Source organism: Nonomuraea maritima, assembly GCF_900100395.1.
Lineage (GTDB): Bacteria > Actinomycetota > Actinomycetes > Streptosporangiales > Streptosporangiaceae > Nonomuraea > Nonomuraea maritima.
In genome coordinates, this window is the sequence record NZ_FNFB01000015.1 from 16708 (window position 1) to 33175 (window position 16468).

Below are 16468 nucleotides of genomic sequence, written 5' to 3' on the forward strand. Positions count from 1 at the left end.
GCTACCTCTTCCTCGACAGGCGCGGAATGGTCGTGGCGGGGGCCTGCGCCTGCTGTTCCGCCCTGAGCTGCTCGACCTTGGCCGCCATCTGCCGCACGCTGGGCGCCTCGAACAGGGTGCGCATCGGGAGCCGCACCCCGGCCACCGACCGCGCCTGCGCGATCAGCTGGACGGCGACCAGCGAGTTGCCGCCGAGGTCGAAGAAGTCGTCGTCGGCGCCGACCTCGGGCACGCCGAGGATCTCGCTCCACACCTTGGCCAGCGCGGCCTCGAGCTCCCCTTCCGGCGCCACGAAGTCCTCCTGGCGCACCCGGACGGGCGCCTCCAGGCTCTCCCTGGTCAAGCGCTCGCGCCGGGTGATCTCGTCGAGCGAGGTCGCGCTGACGGCGATCTGCGGGCCCAGGTCCGCTGCCAGGACGCGGACGAACGCCTCGGCGCCCTGGCCGGGCGCGATGCCGGTCGCGGTGGAGGCGGGGCCGCCCACCGTCAGCGAGCCGGTGACCGCGTCGGCGTCGATGCGGCGCAGCACGAACTCCTCGATCTCGACGAGCACGGCACCCGACTCGTCGAGCAGGGTGAGGTCCGCCGTGACGACCTCACCGCCGCCGTCGCCCCTGCGCCGGAGATGGCTGTAGAAGCGGGCGGGCAGCGCCGACCGGACGAGCAGCCGCCCGTAGCTCAGCGGGAGATACGCGCCGGTCCCTCTGCCGCTGCCGAAGGACGTGGCGAGGTCGAGCAGCGCCGGGTGCAGCCCCCAGCTGTCCACCTCGGCCGCGACCTGCTCGGTCCCTTCGACGAACGCGAGCTCCTCGTCCTCGCCGACCCAGATCCGCTCCGGTGAGCGCCAGCGCGGGCCGAAGGTCAGCAGGCTCGCGTGCTCCTCGCCCTCGTCGGTGCTGACCGCGCGCAGCCTGCCCCGCACCGCGGCGAGGTCCGTGGACGCGGCGGGCTCGGGCCTGATCCAGGCGGCCGCGCCCTGGGTGTGCCGGCGGCCGCCCGCCCGTACCTCGAAGGACGAGTCGTCGGAGAAGGCCACGGTGAGCTGGGCGGTCGTCCCGTCGGGCACCGCGAGAGGCTGGAGGAAGACCACGTCGCGCAGCTCGACCGCGTGCCCGTCGCCGGGGGAGGGCACGGCCGCCGCGAACGCGGCCCGCGCGCACTCCAGCTGGCCGGTGGCCGGCAGGACGGGCACGTCGCCGATGCGGTGCTCGTCCAGCACCCAGTGCGTGGCCGCCGAGAGCGGCCCGGAGCACTCCGCGCCGGTACGGCTGCGCACCACGGGATGGCCGACGGCGACGGTCACCGCGTCCCCGGACAGGGCGGGGACCGGTGCGGCGGCCGCGGCCATGCCGACCTCCAGCCAGGCGCCCCAGTTGATGCTGATCACGCGGGTTCTGTGCGAGGCCCTGGCGTAGGCGTCCAGGAAGGCGTTGGCCGCGCAGTAGTCGACCTGGCCGAAACCGCCGCTGATCGCGGTCACCGACGAGCACAGAGCGACGAAGTCCAGGTCGAGATCGCCGAACGCCTGCCACAGCGCGACCGTCCCTGCGAGCTTCGGATCGAGGACGGCCTGCGCCGCGGCGCGCTCCTTGATCTCGGCCATGCCGCCGCCCGGCAGGCCCGCCGCGTGCACGACGCCGTGCAGGGCGCCGTACGCGGCGAGCGTCTCGTCCCTGACCTGACGCAGCCGTACGGGGTCGGTGACGTCGGCCGCGAGTACGGTCACCCGGCCACCGGCCTGCTCGATCCGCGCGATGGTGGCCGCCGCCCTGGGCGTGACGGTGCCGCTCCTGCCGAGCAGCACCAGCCGGGCCCGGTACCGGGTGCCGAGGAGCTCGGCGAGGGTGAGGCCGATGCCGCCCAGACCGCCGGTGATCAGGTAGACGCCCTCCTGCCTGAGCCCGGACCCCTCACCGCCGTCCGGCAGGCTGACCGGCTGGAACTCCTTGACCCAGCGCCGCTCGCCGCGCAGGGCGAGCACGTCACCGTCGGCCTGCCTGCGCAGCTCGGCCAGGACGGTCCGCGTGGGGGTGCCGGTGGGATCGAGGTCGAGATGGCGCACGCGCAGGCCGGGGACCTCCAGCGGCACCACCCGGGCGATGCCGGCGACCGTGGCGTGCTCCGGCCTGGTCAGGTCGCCGCCGAGGACGTCCTCGGTGCCGGCGGTGAGGACGTCGAGCTCGACGCCGTCGGCGAGCTGCGCGGCGGTCAGCGCCTGGACGAGGCAGAGCAGGCTGAACAGGCCGTGCTCCTGCGCGTCCGCCAGGGAGCCGAGGTCCGTGCCCGCGGGCTCGCCGTCCAGCGCCCACGCGTGCAGCACGCGGCCCGGCATCCCGCCGTTCTCGGCCAGCGCGGCCACGAGCGCGTCGTAGTCGGCCCGCTCGCCCGGCCGCACGGTGAAAGGCTCGGCGGAGAACACGCCGCCCGGACGGACCTCGATCACCTCCCCGCCGGCCGCCCTGATGGCGGACACCAGCTCCGCGCCCCGCTCACCGGCCACGAACGCCAGGCACCTGGTGATCGGCTCGCCGGGTTCCGGCGGCGCCACCTGCCGCCAGGTGGGGATCTCGAACCAGTCCTCCGGGGAGCGCGGCCCCGCGGACCGCTTCGGCGCGGCGGCCCGGCCCTCACCCGGTGGGATGAACCGGTACGTGCGCTCGTACGGGTAGCCGGGCAGCGGCACCCGCCGGCCCGTCGTCGGAAGCTCGACCGGCACGCCCGCGGTCCACAGCCGCCCGACCGTGGCGTACAGCACCGTCAGGTCGCTCTCGCCGGGGCCGGGCAGGCTGGCGAGCGGCGGCAGTGCGCCCTTCGAGATCGCCTGATGCATCTGCATCCGCGCGAGACTCGCGAGCTGCTTGCCAGGCCCGCATTCGACCAGCGCCCACGCGCCGTCGGACAGCAGCCGGGCCACGCAGTCGGCGAAGCGCACCGGACGGCGGATGTGCTGGGCCCAGTAGCCGGGGTCGGTCGCCTGCTCGGCGGTGATCCAGTCGCCGGTCACGTTCGACAGGAACGGCAGGCTCGGCGCCCGGCGCGGCACGTCCGCCACGAGGCTCTCGAACTCGGCCAGGATCGGGTCCATCATCGGCGAGTGGAAGGCGTGCGAGGTGCGCAGCAGCGTCGACCTGACGCCCTGGCCCGCGAGGTGTTCCCGGAAGGCCGCGACGGCCTCGGACGTGCCCGCCACCACGCACGTGCCCGGCCCGTTCACCGTGGCGACGCTCACCCCGTCGGGGAGCATCGGGGCGATGTCCTTCTCGTCCTTCGTCACGGCCAGCATCGAGCCGGTGGGGAGCGACTGCATCAGGCGTCCGCGGGCGGCCACCAGGCGCAGCGCGTCCGGCAGCGCGAAGACCCCGGCGAGCGTGGCGGCGACGTACTCGCCGATGGAGTGGCCGATCATCCCGGCGGGCCGCGCGCCCCACTCCTGCCACAGCCTGGCCAGCGCGTACTCGATCGTGAACAGCGCGGGCTGGGTGAGGCGGGTCTCGCGGAGACGGTCGTCGCCGCCCTCGGTGAACAGCAGGGGCCTGATGTCCTCGTTCAGCTCGGCCCGAAGGATCTCGGCGCACTCGTCGACAGCGGCGGCGAACGCCGGCTCTGCGGCGTAGAGCTCGGCGCCCATGCCGGCGTACTGCGCGCCCTGGCCGGAGAACAGGAACGCCACCTTGGGCGCGGCGCCGCTCGCCGTACCGGTGTGGCAGCGCCTGCGGTCGCCGAGCGCGGCCACGGCGTCCGCCAGGTCAGCGGCGACCACCGCCGCGCGGTGGGCGTGGTCGGCGCGGCCCACCCGCAGCGTGTGCGCCACGTCGGAAAGGCTGAGGTCGGGCTGCGCGGCGAGGAACTCGGCGAGCTGGGCCCGCATGGTCTGCAGCGCGCTCTCGGTGCGGGCGGACAGCCAGAGCGGCCGCGGCCCGGCGGCGGCGGTCGCGGGCTGCCGCTGCGGCGCCTCCTGGAGGACCACGTGCGCGTTGGTGCCGCCGATGCCGAACGAGCTCACCGCGGCCCGCCTGGGATGCGCTCCCGCGTCCCACTTCGACGGCGCCGACACGACGTAGAAGGGGCTGGTGTCGAAGTCGATCTGCGGGTTGGGCCGTTCGAAGTTGATGGTCGGCGGGATCACGCCGCGCTCCATCGCCAGCACCGTCTTGATCACGCCGACCACGCCGGAGGCCTGGCTGAGGTGACCGAGGTTCGACTTCACCGAGCCGATGCCGCACCAGCCGCTGTCGTCGGTGGCGCGCTGGTAGACCTCGGTGAGCGCGGCCACCTCGATCGGGTCGCCGAGGGCGGTGCCGGTGCCGTGCGCCTCCACGTACCCGATCGTGCGCGGGTCCACCCCGGCCACGCCGAGCGCCTCGGCCACCACCTCGGTCTGCCCCGCGTGACTCGGCGCGGAGAAGCCGATCTTGTTGCTGCCGTCGTTGTTGATGGCGTTGCCGATCACGACCGCGCGGATGTGGTCGCCGTCGGCCAGCGCGTCCTCCAGCCGCTTGACCACGACCACCCCGACGCCGCTGCCCCAGATCGTGCCGTCGGCGCCCGCGTCGAACGGACGGACGTGCCCGTCGGACGAGGTGAAGCCGTCCATGGCCGGGTACCCGATCCCGTGCGGCAGTTCGACGCACACGCCACCGGCCAGCGCCATGTCGCACTCGCCGCCGCGCAGCGCCTCGCAGGCGAGGTGCAGCGCCACCAGCGACGAGGAGCAGGCCGTGGTGACGGTCATCGCGGGGCCGCGCAGGTTCAGCCGGTACGAGACCGTGGTGGCGACGTAGTCGATGTTGTTGCCGACGGACATGCCGAGCTTGAGCGCCTCGCTGTCCAGGTCGGGGTTGGTCTGCAGGTTCAGCCACTGGTACTGGCTGGGACCGGAGCCGGCGTACACGCCGATGGCGCCCTCGTAGCGGCCGGAGTCGTAACCGGCGTCCTGGAGCGCCGCGTGCGACTGCTCCAGGAACACCCGCTGCTGCGGGTCGGCCAGCTCCGCCTCGCGCGCGCTCATGCCGAAGAACTCGTTGTCGACGTGCTCCATGTCGATCATCACGGGCGCGGCCTTGACGAAGTTCGGGTCGTCGAGCTGGGCCTGGGTGGCCCCGCGGGCGCGCTGCTCGTCGTCGGTGAAGAACGTCACCGACTCCACGCCGTCGATGAGGTTGCGCCAGAACTGGTCGAGATCGTTGGCGCCGGGCACGCGGGCGCTCATGCCGATGATGGCGATGGGTTCGGCACCCGTGTCGTCGTACGTGTCGTCGTACTGGGGGTCCTGCGACAACTCCGTCACTGTCTCCTCCTGCGCTTGTCCCGCAGCTGGCGGCGTGCACCCGCACGCCGATCGGCTCGGCTCAGTTCTGGGTGCCCTGACGCGCCGTCGAGGTGAGCGGCCAGGGCACGCACGGTCGGGTAGCGGAACAGCTCGACGACCGTGGTCTCGCGCCCGGTCAGCGCGGCCAGCCGGTCGCGGACCATGACGACGGCCATGGACGTGCCGCCCACGTCGAAGAAGTTGTCGGTGGCGCTCACCTCGGCGCGGTCGAGCACGTCGCACCAGATCCCGGCGAGCAGCCGCTCGGTCTCGGTCTCCGGCGCGCTGTGCCCGGTGTCCGCCGCCGGCGCGCTCGCGACCGGCTCGTCGGCGACGCCTTCGGCGAGCGCCGCCATGCCGGGGAGCGTGAACGACTCCACCGGGCTGCCGGGCTCGGCGACGGCCGCGCCGAGCAGGGTCGTGTACGCGGTGAGCAGTCCTTCGATCCGCTCCGCCGCGTACAGGTCGGTGTTGTAGACGATGTCGATCGCGTAGCGGCCCTCGCGCTCCACCACGTAGACGGTCAGGTCGAAGGGCGAACCGGCGGGCGCCGTGGCGATGCCCGTCGAGCTCAGCCCCGGCAGGCGGAGCCGCGCCTCGGGGAAGTTGTAGACGTTGAACAGCACCTGCACCAGCGGCGCCCGGCCGGGGTTCCGCGGCAGCGCGAGCCCGTCGACGATGTCCTCGATCGTGGTGGACGGCCTGGCCAGGGCGTCGATGACCGCGTCGGCGCAGTCGCGGACCCGCTGGGCCAGGCCGGCCCCCTCCGCCGCCCGCAGCCTGATCGGCACGATGTCGACGAAGAAGCCGACGAGGTCGTGGAAGGCCTCGTGCCTGCGGTCGGCCGCCGGGGTGCCGACGACGATGTCGGCGCGCCCGGTGACGCGGCGTACGAGCTCGGCGAACGCGGCGAGCAGCACGTTCGGGGCGGTGGTGCCGAGCCGGGTCGCGAGGTCGCGGATCGCGGCGGTGGTCGCCTGCGACAGCGCGGCGGTGGCCAGCGCGCCCGCGTACGTCTGCACGACCGGCCTCGGACGGTCGCGCGGCAGGTCCAGCACGGTCGGCGCGTCCCCCAGGTGGTCGGTCCACCAGCTCAGGTCGGCCTTGCCGCGCCGGCCGTCGCGTCTGGCCCGCCACGCCGCGTAGTCGGCGAACCGGGCCGGACGTTCGGGCAGCGGCTCACCCGCGTAGGCGCGGGCGAGGTCCTCCAGGAAGGGCCGCTGCGACCAGCCGTCGAACACCGCGTGGTGGAAGGCCACCGACAGCACGTGGTCCTGCGGCCCGAGCCGGAACAGCCGGGCCCGCCAGAGCGGGCCTTCTGCCAGGTCGAACCGGTGGGCCGCCGCCGCGGCGAGCCGCTCGTGGAGCTCGCTCTCGCCGACGTCCTCGACGTCCAGCGACACCGGTGCGGGCGGATCGACCTCCACGTGCGGGACGCCGCCCGCGTCCGGCACCCGCCAGCGCAGCACGTCGTGGTGGTCGGCCACCGCCGCGAGCGCGCGTTCGAGCGCGGGCACGTCCAGGGGCCCGTGGAGGCGTTCGGCGATCGCGATGTTGTAGGCGACGCTGTCGGGAGCGAGCCGGCCCAGGAACCACAGGCGTCGCTGCGCGGCCGTCAGCGCGGGAGGGCTGCCCACGGGCAGGTCGTCGGTCACCGGCGGGGCCCCGGCGAGCAGGCCGGCGAGGGCTCCCAGCGTGCGGGCGGTGTAGACGTCCTCCACCGTGACCTCGCGGCCGACCGCCGCGCGCAGGCCGCCGACCAGGCGCATGGCGCTGACGGAATGGCCGCCGCAGGCGAAGAAGTCGTCCTCGAGCGCGGGTTCCAGGCCGAGCACCCGCGACCAGACCTCGGCCACGTCGCGCTCCATCGGCGTGCTCGGCGGAGTGCCGTGACCGATGGACCGTCCGGTGAGCAGCGCGCGCAGGGCGGCGCCGTCCACCTTGCCCGACGCCGAGGTGGGCAGGCTCGGGAGGAACAGCACCTCGCCCGGCACCATCACCTCGGGCAGCCGTTCGGCGCAGTACGCCCGTACCACCTCCGGCTGCGGGTCCGCGCCGAGCGGGGTGCAGAAGGCCACGAGGCGGGTGCCCGCCGGGCCGTCGACCGCCTCGACGACGGCGTGCCCGACGCGCGGGTGGCCGCGCAGCACGGTCTCCACCTCGCCGATCTCCACCCGCTGCCCGCGGATCTTGATCTGCCTGTCGGTCCTGCCGAGCAGCAGCAGCTCGCCGTCGGGCTGCAGGACGGCGAGGTCGCCCGTCCGGTAGAGCCGGGCGCCCGGCTCGCCGCAGAATGGGTCGGGGACGAACCGCTCAGCGGTCACCCCGGCGCGCCCGAGGTAGCCGCGGGCCAGGCCCGGGCCGCCGATCAGCAGCTCGCCCGGCACGCCGGCCGGCACCTCCCGCAGCTCCTCGTCCACGAGATGGACGCGATGGCCGCCCATCGCCCTGCCGATCGGCAGCGAGCGGTCCCAGCGTCCCGTCGCCTCGAAGCAGGTGACCGCCACCGTGGCCTCGGTGGGGCCGTAGTAGTTCAGGAACCTGCGTCCGCCCGCGGTCCACCGCTCCACCTGCTCGGGGCCCGGCGCCTCGGCCCCGGTGACGAGCGTCCGCCACGCGGGCAGGCCGTCGGGGTCCAGCAGGGGGAGCAGCGAGACGGGGAGGCAGCCCCACGTGATCCCGTGCTCGGCGCAGAAGCGCTGCAGCCGCGCCGGGTCGCGCCTGTCCGGCTCTCCGGCGAGCATGACGACGCCGCCCGCCGCCAGCGGGACGAACAGGTCGTGCACCGACACGTCGAAGCCGAGCGAGGCGAACGCCAGCGCGCGGGTGCGCTCGTCCACGCCGGTCGACTCGATGACGGAGCGCACGTACGCGCACGCACTGGCATGGCTGACCACGACGCCCTTCGGCGCCCCGGTGGACCCCGAGGTGTGCAGCACGTAGGCGGGGTTGCCCGGCAGCGCGGGTCCGGGGCCCTCCGGCGCGGCCGGGCGGCCCTCGACCGGGACCAGCCGTACGTCCATGCCGTCGAAGCGGTCCGCCGTGTCGTCGTCGACCACCACGACGTCGAGGCCCGCGCCCTCGACGATCTGCTTCCTGCGCGCGGCGGGCCCGTCGGGATCGAGCGGCACGTACGCGCCGCCCGCCACCAGGACGCCGAGCACCCCGGCCACCATGGCCGGCTTCCGCCGCAGGCACACCCCGGCCGGCCGTTCGGGCCCCACGTCCGGTAACCGGGCGGCCAGCCCGCCCGCCATGGCGGCGAGCTCGCCGTAGGTCAGCACGTCCTGCCACTGCCGTACGGCCGGCGCGTGCGGGCGCAGCGCGGCCTGCGCGAGCACCAACTCCGGCAGAGTCATCCCTTGCCTCCCTGCAGCGGGTCGACCATGTGCATCCGCAACTCCGTGAAGTAACGGCGGCCGGCGGTGTCGGGCAGCCAGGCCTGGTCAGCGGTGGGCAGCATCTCCGTCACGACGAGCCGGACGTCCTGCCCGGCGCTCTGGCCGGCGGAGCGGACCATCGAGCACAGCAGGTCGCAGAAGACCGGGCTGGTGAGATCGACGTACGTCGGCTTGGTCTCGCTGCTCAGCTTGACGAAGACCTGGTCGGGCAGCCCGAGCCGGTGCCGCCACCGGCGCACCGCCAGATACCTGCCCCGCTCGCCCTTGGCCTCGGCCAGGCCCGTGGCGTGGACGGTGGTCCGCCACGTCCTGCGGGCGACCACCAGCCGGTCGATGGTGATCCTCGGGCTGTGCCCGTGCCGGTCGGCGCCGCCCAGCTTGAAACCGTCGACCGCGTGCATCGACACGAGCTGCGAGAACACCTCGATCAGCGGCCAGGACCTGCCGCCTGCGGCAGTGGCGACCAGGTCGCCGTCCTCCTCGGTCACCAGCATCGCCGCCGCCGTGAGCAACCGGTCAGGATCGGCGCCCGGCGCGGCGGTCCAGCCGAGCTCCCTGTCCGTGGGGTGGCTGAGCGAGTGGGACACCCGGCCCGTGTAGCGCGGCCAGTCGACGGGATACAGGGGCCTGATCCGGTGCGGGCCGAGATCGGCGGTGAGCGCGTCGCGCAGCGCGTCAGGGTCGGGGTGGGCGAGGGTGAAGACCGAACAGTCGAACGTCGCCCAGGCCGCGTGCATCTCGCCCATGACCACGAGGTAGTCGCCGCGGTTCACCGCTTCGACGCTCTCGGCGCAGATCTGCAGGTCGGGGCTGTGCAGCCGGCCCGCGGACCAGCCGGGGCGGTCGGCGGAGAAGGCGTTCGAGGCGGACAGCTCCCGCGCGGTGAAGGTCAGCTCCGCCGTGCCCGGCGGCACGTCGGCGAGGCGGAAGAGCTCCGACCAGCGGCGCGCGAACTCCCCGGCGATGGCGTCGACGGGCCTCGGGCCCGCGCCGAACAGCATGCCCTGCGCCAGGTACCACAGGTCGGACAGCCGTACGGGCCCGTCGGCGCGCAACTCGTCGAACAGCTCGCGCAGCGCCCGGCCGTACGCGTGCGCCAGCTCGGCGGTCAGCCAGCGGGCGGCGTCGAGCATCAGCTCCAGCGGCTCGGCGATGTCCTCCAGCAGCGAAGCGCCGAACGTCACCTGGACGTCTCTGGTGGTGTCCTCGTAGACCAGGCCGCGCGCGGCGTACGTCTGGCCCGCCCTGCGCTCGCCCGCGACACCCGTGAACGCGGTGAACTCGGCGCTCAGCGCGTCCAGTGCGGCGGCCAGCGACTCGGGGTCGCCCGCCGAGCGAGCCACCCGGTCCCTCGCGGCGCGGAGCCGGCTGAAAGCCGCCGTCGCCCGCTCCCGCGCCGCGGGGTCCTCGATGCCGGCCAGCAGCTCGCCCATCCGCTCCTCGGCGGCCGCCGACTGCGGCAGGTCGCCCTGCCAGGACAGCAGCCCGCGTTCGGCCAGCCGTTCCAGCAGCAGACAGGCGTCCTCCTCGGTACGGATGCCGGCCTGGCCGAGCACGTCGGCGGCCACGTCCGACGCCCTGCGCCTGCCGTCGCACCGGGACAGCACCGCCGCCTCGGCCGCCGACACGGGCAACGGCGGCTGCGCGGGACGCCGGATCGTCCGGCCGTCCAGCGCGAGGTGCGGCTGCAGGACCGGAGGCAGCGAACGGCGGATCACCGGATCGGCCGCCAGCACCTCCATGGACGAGCGCAGCGCCCAGTCCTCGAAGCGCACCCGCCGGTCGCCCAACAGCTCAGGACCGGGCGTGACGGTCAGGGCCGGGCCGTCCTGCGTGCACGTCACCCAGCTCACCGGGCCGAAGAAGCCGACGGTCTCGTTCTTGGCGCAGTACCGCTGCCAGTACTTGACCACGACCCGCTCGCGCTCGCGCCTGCGCGGGTCGCGCTTGCCCGCCGGGCCGCCGCGCACCAGGGCGTCCAGCGAGACCAGGACGCCCCGGTTCTGCCAGGTGACCGCCTCGCGGAACAGCGGGTCGGCGGCGATGTCGCACAGCTCCTCTGCGCTGTCGCGCGCGGCCTGCTCCAGCGCCTCGTCGAAGACCTCCGCGCCGATCTCGCCCGCCAGGAACGCGTCCGCGGCGGCCGCGCACGCGGGGGCGGAGAGCCTGTCGAGCCCGTCGGCGGGAAAGCCGGTGCTGCGGAGCAGCGCCTCACGCCACACCGACCAGCCCGTGCCGCCCAGCGGCATGCGGTGACTCATGCCAGCGCCTCCCTGAGGATCTGCTCCCGCCGTTCGTGGAGGAAGAAGTGGCCGCCGGGCTGGATGCGCAGGTCGAAGCCGGCCGTGGTGTGCCTGGCCCATCCGCGCATGTCGTCCGGGGTGACGGACCGGTCCTCGGCGCCGGCGAAGGCCACGATGGGCACCTCGAGCGGCGGCCCCGGCTCGTACTCGTAGGTGTCGAGCCAGGTGAAGTCGGCGCGCAGGACGGGCAGGATCAGCTCGCACAGCTCGGGTTCGGCGAGGATCTCCTCCGGCAGCCCGCCGAGCTCGGCGAGCCGGCCCAGCACCTCCTCGTCACTGACCCACGACAGCTCGGCCAGCGGCTCCAGGATGTCGGGCGGCCGGCACCCGCCGAGGCACAGCCGCAGCGGCTGCCGCTCGCCGCGCCTGCGCAGCTCGCGGACCACCTCGAAGCCCACCCGGCCGCCCATGGAGTGGCCGTAGATCGTGTAAGGACGGTCGGCGCGGGCGGCGATGGCCGAGGCGAGCCCGGCGATGTCGACGTCGAACGGCTCGGTGTAGCGGCTCTCCCTGCCCGGCAGCACCACGGGCAGCACCTCGAGGTCGGGCCCCGCGGCGGCGGCCCAGCCCACGAAGGCGCTCGCCCCCGCGCCCGCGTACGGCAGGCAGAACAGCTGCCGTCGCGCCCGCGGCCGGGGCGAGGGATCGGAGAACCAGCGGGACAGCGAGGTGGTGTCGGTCATGGTCGGTTCTCCTGCCAGTAGCGCTGCCGCTGGAACGGATGGCCGGGGAGCGACACCGTGCGCCCGTCCGGCAGCGGCCAGCCGATGCCCGCGCCCGCCACCCAGGCGGCCGCCTGACGCCGCAGCTCCTCCGGCGCGCCGGAGGCCGCGGGGACCGCCGCGTCGTGCCGGAGCCCGGCGACGGCCTCGGCGGTGTCGCGGCACAGCACCGCCACCCGGTGTCCGAACGCCCGGCGGCCGGTCGCCAGCGTGTGGGCGACGTCGTCCAGGCGGGTGCCCCGCGCGAGGTGGTCGGCCAGCAGCGTCCGCGCCGTGCGCAGGGCCTCGGGGGTGCGGGCCGACAGCGGCAGCACGTGCCACCCGTCCGGCTCCGGCCTCGGGGGCTCGGCCGGCGCCTGCTCGACGATCACGTGCGCGTTCGTGCCGCCCAGGCCGAACGAGCTCACTCCGGCCCGCCGCACCTCCGCCTGCCAGCCGACGTTCTTGACCGGGACGTAGAACGGCGAGGAGTCGAAGTCGATGTCCGGGTTGGGCCGGTCGTAGTGGAGATTGGCAGGGATGACGCCGTGCCGTACGGCGAGGACGGCCTTGATCAGCCCAGCGGCGCCGGCGGCGGTGTCCAGGTTGCCGATGTTGGTCTTGACCGAGCCGAGCGCGACGGAGCGCTGCGGCAGCGGATCCGCGCCGAAGACCTGGGCGAGGGCGGCCACCTCGATCGCGTCGCCGACCGGGGTGCCGCTGCCGTGGGCCTCGACGTAGCCGATCGACGCCGGTGCCAGCTCCGCCTCCGCCAGCGCCTCCGCCACCACGCTCGCCTGACCGTCCAGGCCGGGCGCCGCGAACCCCGCCCGCAGCGCGCCGTCGTTGTTGACCGCCCACCCGCGCAGGACGGCGATGACCTGGTCGCGGTCGACGAGCGCGTCCTCCAGGCGCTTGAGCGCGAGCACCGCGACGCCGCTGCTGTACCCGCTGCCCTGCCCGGCGGCGTCGAAGGAGCGGCAGCGGCCGTCGGGGGAGACCAGGCCGCCCGGCCGGTGCACGAACCTCGGTTCCAGCACGCTCACCCCGCCCGCGAGCGCCAGGTCGCAGCGGTAGTCGAGCAGCTGCTGCCCGGCCATGCAGATCGCGACGAGGGAGCTGGAGCAGGCGGTCTGCACCGTGACCGCGGGCCCGGTCAGCCCGAGCCGGTAGGCCACCTGCGCGGTCAGGTAGTCGGCGGCGAACCCTGGCTCCAGCGGCTCGTCTGGGTCGCCGCCGAACTGCTGGAACAGGAAGTACCGGTTGACCGCGCTCCCGGCGAACACACCGATGAGGCCGTCGTAGCCGGCCGGGTCGTACCCGGCGTCCTCGAGCGCCACCCAGGACTGCTCGACGAAGAGCCGGTGCTGCGGATCCATGCGGACGGCCTCGTCCTCAGGAACGCCGAAGAACGCGGCGTCGAACCCGGCCACGTCCGGCAGGCGCCCGCCCGCGCGCACGTGCGCCGGGTCGGCGAGCAGGCGCTCGCCGACGCCCAGCGCGCGCAGCTCGGCGTCGGTGTGGTCGTGCACGGCGTCGATGCCGTCCAGCAGGTTGCGCCAGAACGTGGCCACGTCGGGAGCGCCGGGGAACCGTCCGGCCATTCCGACGACGGCGATCCCGTCCGCCGGGTGCTGCTCCATCACCCGCAGACCACCGCGGCGACGTCCTCGACGCCGGAGACCTCGTGCATCGCCTCCGGTTCGAGCGGCCGGTAGTCGGCCGCGGTGTAGCAGCCCGAGCCGTGCACGACGACGTCGTCCCAGGGGTCGGCCAGGCCGCGGTCGATCGCGTTCAGCACGCCGGTCATGGCCATCACCAGCGACCACTCGCGCAGCTGCCGGAAGTCGGCGGGCAGTTCGCAGCCGGAGCCGGCGAGCAGCTCGCGCAGCTCCGCGTAGCGCGCCACGCACTCGGCCAGCGAGACGACGATGCCGTCACCGCCGAACCGCTCGATCAGCCCGTTCATCTCCGGGGAGGTCGCCGGCCGGTGGGTGTAGAACGTCGGGTCGAGCACCTCGTCGGGGTCGTAGGTCACCTGCGGGAAGCGCGGGTCGGCCGACTGGCGGTAGAGCCCGCCGTCGCGCTCGTAGGCGGGCAGGCCGGCCCGGTCGAAGTCGCCGTTGCGCAGGTTGAGCACCATGTCGGGGGTGCCCAGGTGCTGCACGAGCAGGCTGGCCGGCCTGGAGTCCTGGCTCACCGCGCCCGAGCCCTCCAGGACGGCCCTGCCCCGGTGGTAGCCGAGCAGCCCGAAGGCGCTGGAGACGGCGTGCGCGTGCAGCCGGGGCGCGGCGCCCGCCGGGGCCGCCTGCTGTTCGAAGAACGCCCTGGCGGTGTCGGCCACCAGGTAGTTGCCCAGTTCCAGCGAGAACCACAGGTTCTCGCCCCTCGCCCGCAGGTCGCCCGCGTACTTCTCGCTGAAGGCCCGGCCGATCGCCTTCACCTGCTCCGGTTCGGCCCCGCCGTAGACCAGCAGCGGGTTCAGCGCGCGCAGCGCCGGGTCGGTGGACAACCTGCTGGAGCGCAGCTTCGCCTGGCACGAGCGGGGCGCCAGGATCACGGTGCGCAGCTGCTCGGGCTCGGCCAGCCCGGCGTCGATGGCGCGCAGCACGGCGTCACGCAGCGCCACGCCCTTGTTCGCCGACGTCGGGGAGAAGATCGTGACGGCCTCGCCGTACCGCCTGATGTACTCGACCGCGCGCGCGACGATGAGCAGTGAGGGGAAGGTCTTGGTCGTGCCCGTCGCCGGGTTGCACGTCAGGTCGAGCAGGTTGAGCCGATGGCCGGAGTAGGAGCCCAGGGGCTGCCAGCGGGCGGTGGCCACGGAGAAGAACTTCTCGAGCTTCGCGTCCGGCTCGGGCAGCAGGAAACCGGGGGAGAACCCGGTGTCGCCCCTGACGGGTTCGGTGCCGTCGACGCAGGCCGCGATCGAGGTGGGCAGACGATCGTAGAAGTCGAGCAACAGGTTCGCTGCGTGGTTCGGCATCGCGGTGACGCACCTCTTGTTATGTACGGGTGACGGGATGAAGGCTCTGTTCCGGGGCCAGGTCGCGGAGCCGCTCGCGCAGCCGGCCCAGCACCTCGCCCGCGGGCGCCAGGTCGGCGACGGGGAAGCCGTCGGCGAGCTCCGGCGCCGGCCTGGCCAGCTGCTCCTGGGCGGCGGGGCCGAAGGTGACGCGCCCGCCGTCGACGACGACGCCGTCGCGCAGCGCGGCACGCTGGTTGAACGCCACGGCCTCCGCCCGGTCGACGCCCGGGGGCAGCCGCAGGTCGAGGCGTCCGGGGGAGAGCCGTACCGGATAGCCGCCCGGCAGCCCGAGCGGTCCTGGCAGGTTGGTGTCGATCTCCGCGCCGGAGAGCAGACCGCTCAGCAGGCGCGCCGCAGTGAGGCCGGTGACGTGGTTGAGCTCGGCGCGCCCGGCGGCTCGCTGCGCCGCGAGCAGCGTGCTCACGCGGGTGAGCGGCCGGTCGCCGTGCCAGGCGAGCGCCTCGTCCTCCGGTGACGACGGGGTGTACAGGTGGACGTGGTGGGCCAGCACGCGCAGGTCCCGCTGGTCGGGGAGCCCGAGTGCGGCTTGCAGGCTGGCGGCGAGGAGCCCCGCGTTGCCGACGCCGCACAGCACGGGCACCCCGGAGGCGCTCAGCACCGGGTTGACCGCGTCGGGGAAGCAGGCGTTGACGAACCACGCGTCCGTGCCGGTGGCCGCGAGGGCCCGGCCGACGCGCAGGGCGGAGTCGGCCTGGAACGGCAGCGTCAGGCCGAACCCGGCGTGCTGGACGAGGGCCGTCCACGCCGACGGCGAGGTGCGCGCCTCCCAGGGTGACTGGCTGGAGGCCGCGAGCAGCACGCCGTCGGGAGCGGCGGCGGCCAGCGCGTCCGTCAGGGCGTCGGCGCGGGCCAGGTCAACGGCCACGGGGTGGAACTCCGCGGACGTCCCGGACACCGCGGCCCGGGTGGAGGAGACGTAGCAGATCTCGGCGGCCTTGGTGGGGTCGCGGCCCACCACGGTCACCCGGATCGGGTGGGAGATCACGGCCAGGGCGTAGGTGATGGCTCGGGCGAGGCCGCCCGTGCCGATGACGACCAGCGAGGCCGGGTCGGTCATGGGACGTGGGTCGCCTGCGGGATGGGCAGGACGCTGTGCACCGTCATCTGGATGGACCCCTCTCACTGCCTGTTTGGCGCGAAATAAGGACTAACTCCATGAAGCGGACAAACCATCTGGTTTGTCTCATTCTGTGGTGACGGAATTTGGGCGGGGTCAATATTGCACATCCTGCGTCAGTGGGGCAATAGACGTCAACCGTGTCAAACGCACATTCGATCGGTAAGGCCGTGATTCCCCGCAATCTCTTGACTTGCCAGTGTTGATCGACTTCAATCGGCGAGGCTTCTGGCGTTTCGAGCGAACACCGCTGCCGGCGTTGAGATTGTGCGCTGCCAGCGGGTCAAGGCCGTAGCTTGTTCACTTCACGGCCTGCGGTCCCACATCATTCTTTGGCGTGCCCGGATACCCGGGCGCCGCGAAAGGGAGAAGGCGTGCCAATGCCCGGGGACGACTACAAGGTTGTAATCAACGACGAGGATCAGTACTCCATCTGGTCCGCCGGCCGACCAGTTCCCGCTGGGTGGCGGGCGGAAGGGTTTACGGGCGACCGGAATGCCTGCCTCGACTACATTGACCGAATGTGGACGGACATGCGGCCACGCAGCCTCCGCGAGGCCATGCAGGAACCCGAACGGGCCGGCTAGAC

The 16468-nt window shown here is 73.9% G+C and carries 8 protein-coding genes; 1 reads left to right on the forward strand and 7 read right to left on the reverse strand.

The window, feature by feature from the left end; all coding sequences use genetic code 11:
- Position 1: 1 nt before the first annotated feature.
- From BLR04_RS22895 to BLR04_RS22925, 7 genes are read right to left on the reverse strand one after another with little or no spacing between them, the layout of a single operon-like run.
- A complete protein-coding gene (locus BLR04_RS22895) occupies positions 2–5287 on the reverse strand; it encodes a type I polyketide synthase (protein WP_245740422.1) in 5286 nt (1761 codons plus the stop codon).
- Positions 5284–8667, reverse strand: coding sequence for a non-ribosomal peptide synthetase (locus tag BLR04_RS22900; RefSeq protein WP_090768855.1), 3384 nt, complete (start codon positions 8665–8667; stop codon positions 5284–5286). The genes BLR04_RS22895 and BLR04_RS22900 overlap by 4 nt, the downstream gene beginning before the upstream one ends.
- Entirely contained in the window at positions 8664–10970 is a 2307-nt protein-coding gene (locus BLR04_RS22905; protein ID WP_090768857.1) for a lantibiotic dehydratase, read from the reverse strand. Before BLR04_RS22905 ends, BLR04_RS22900 begins: the two co-directional genes overlap by 4 nt.
- Entirely contained in the window at positions 10967–11695 is a 729-nt protein-coding gene (locus BLR04_RS22910) for a thioesterase II family protein (RefSeq protein WP_090768859.1), read from the reverse strand. The genes BLR04_RS22905 and BLR04_RS22910 overlap by 4 nt, the downstream gene beginning before the upstream one ends.
- The gene (locus BLR04_RS22915; protein WP_090768861.1) at positions 11692–13356 is read right to left on the reverse strand and encodes a beta-ketoacyl synthase N-terminal-like domain-containing protein; all 1665 of its coding nucleotides are present in this window, start codon (positions 13354–13356) and stop codon (positions 11692–11694) included. Before BLR04_RS22915 ends, BLR04_RS22910 begins: the two co-directional genes overlap by 4 nt.
- Positions 13356–14699 carry a DUF6002 family protein gene (locus tag BLR04_RS22920; protein ID WP_090768863.1) on the reverse strand — a complete coding sequence of 448 codons (1344 nt, stop codon included), beginning with the start codon at positions 14697–14699 and terminating at the stop codon, positions 13356–13358. The genes BLR04_RS22915 and BLR04_RS22920 overlap by 1 nt, the downstream gene beginning before the upstream one ends.
- A gap of 19 nt (positions 14700–14718) precedes the next feature.
- Positions 14719–15819: a Rossmann-fold NAD(P)-binding domain-containing protein gene (locus BLR04_RS22925; protein ID WP_090768865.1), complete on the reverse strand. Its 1101-nt coding sequence runs from the start codon at positions 15817–15819 to the stop codon at positions 14719–14721.
- A 440-nt stretch (positions 15820–16259) separates the two neighbouring features.
- Between BLR04_RS22925 and BLR04_RS22930 the strand changes: the two genes are divergently transcribed.
- Positions 16260–16466: an MbtH family protein gene (locus BLR04_RS22930; RefSeq protein ID WP_090768867.1), complete on the forward strand. Its 207-nt coding sequence runs from the start codon at positions 16260–16262 to the stop codon at positions 16464–16466.
- Positions 16467–16468: the final 2 nt, after the last annotated feature.

Bases quoted from the DNA above. Each gene is read 5' to 3' on its own strand.
- BLR04_RS22920 (WP_090768863.1), bottom strand. From the start codon at position 14,699: ATGCCGAACCACGCAGCGAACCTGTTGCTCGACTTCTACGATCGTCTG.
- BLR04_RS22900 (WP_090768855.1), bottom strand. From the start codon at position 8,667: ATGACTCTGCCGGAGTTGGTGCTCGCGCAGGCCGCGCTGCGCCCGCAC.
- BLR04_RS22910 (WP_090768859.1), bottom strand. From the start codon at position 11,695: ATGACCGACACCACCTCGCTGTCCCGCTGGTTCTCCGATCCCTCGCCC.
- BLR04_RS22930 (WP_090768867.1), top strand. From the start codon at position 16,260: ATGCCCGGGGACGACTACAAGGTTGTAATCAACGACGAGGATCAGTAC.
- BLR04_RS22915 (WP_090768861.1), bottom strand. From the start codon at position 13,356: ATGGAGCAGCACCCGGCGGACGGGATCGCCGTCGTCGGAATGGCCGGA.
- BLR04_RS22905 (WP_090768857.1), bottom strand. From the start codon at position 10,970: ATGAGTCACCGCATGCCGCTGGGCGGCACGGGCTGGTCGGTGTGGCGT.
- BLR04_RS22925 (WP_090768865.1), bottom strand. From the start codon at position 15,819: ATGACCGACCCGGCCTCGCTGGTCGTCATCGGCACGGGCGGCCTCGCC.